Genomic DNA, 1,174 nt, shown 5'->3' on the forward strand with positions numbered 1-1,174 from the left:
CCGCGATACCCCATTTGGCAACGAAGGACTTTGCGAAGCGGGTTGTCGTGACCATGACCAGCCCGACAGTCGCGAAGGCCAAGCTAAATCCGATCTCGGAATAGCCGGCTTGGCCTATGAGAACACGGGGGGCTGTCGAGAAGAAAACGAAGAATGTGCCCATGCCGGCACTAAATCCGACCGTGTAAACCCAAAAGGCCGGACTCGCGAAGATCGGCAAAACAGATCGTTGCGTTCTGGCCTGATCCAACGGTCGGGTTTCATGCCACCTGAAACTGGCGTTTAAGAGTGCGAGCGAAGCCAGTGCAGCCAGTGTGATGAAGATCGCCTGCCATCCCCAAAACTCGCCGATCAGCGCACCGGCTATAGGGCCGAGCGCAGGCACGAACGCCAGCATCGAACTGAAAAGGCCGTAGATGACGGCACCTTCGGGACGATTGGCATATACGTCGCGCACGGTCGCGAAGGTGGCCACCAGCATGGCCGATGCTCCAACAGCCTGAACCAGACGAAACGCAACAAAGGCTAATGCAGTTGAAGAACAAGCCGCTCCCAGAGACGCAGCAACGAAAGCCGTTGCGCCTACAAGCAGGATCGGCCGTCGCCCGACGCGATCGGAGAGTGGCCCAAAGATCACTTGGCCCACACCGAGCATCACCATGTAGAGGCTCAACGTGAGTTGGATTATGGATGGAGTCGTGTTCAGGACGCCCGGCATCGCCGGAACGACTGGAAGATAAATATCCATCGCCAGCGAGGCGAGGATGTCGAAGGGAGCCATAAGCAGCAAGGCTGCCGGCAGCGTATAGGCCCACGCGGGGCGTGTGGTGGTCATGACGAATCAACCGCTCGATTAAGGATACCGGGCAGCGTCTGCTCGTCAGCAATCAGATGGGATTGGTCTTACAGAGCGCCGCAACAACAATTCTGATGTTGCGGCTTACTTGTCTGCTGACTTGGAATTTCCCATGCTGATGGCTCCACGATTACGAAATTGAATAGCAGCTCTTATCGAATTAGTTGTTGCGTTGCAACCTGCATTCCCCAAGTGGCGTGTCGTTTGAGGTGAAGATCGCCTGTATCCGAGCGCTAGACAAGGATTTTCTGCCGCAAGCGGCACCTGCGGTCGCGCAGACTGCTGGATCTGGACGGATCAGACCGCGAAGCCGCTGTT

Annotated in this window: 1 protein-coding gene; it reads right to left on the reverse strand. The window is 56.8% G+C overall.

Annotation, left to right across the window (positions count from 1 at the left end; genetic code table 11):
- Positions 1–835, reverse strand: an 835-nt coding sequence (gene cml / locus AB9K37_RS00540) for a CmlA/FloR family chloramphenicol efflux MFS transporter (RefSeq protein ID WP_369835113.1), incomplete at its 3' end; no start/stop codon positions are given.
- Between the last annotated feature and the right edge of the window lie 339 nt (positions 836–1,174).

Source organism: Donghicola sp. XS_ASV15, assembly GCF_041224595.1.
Taxonomy (GTDB): domain Bacteria; phylum Pseudomonadota; class Alphaproteobacteria; order Rhodobacterales; family Rhodobacteraceae; genus Donghicola.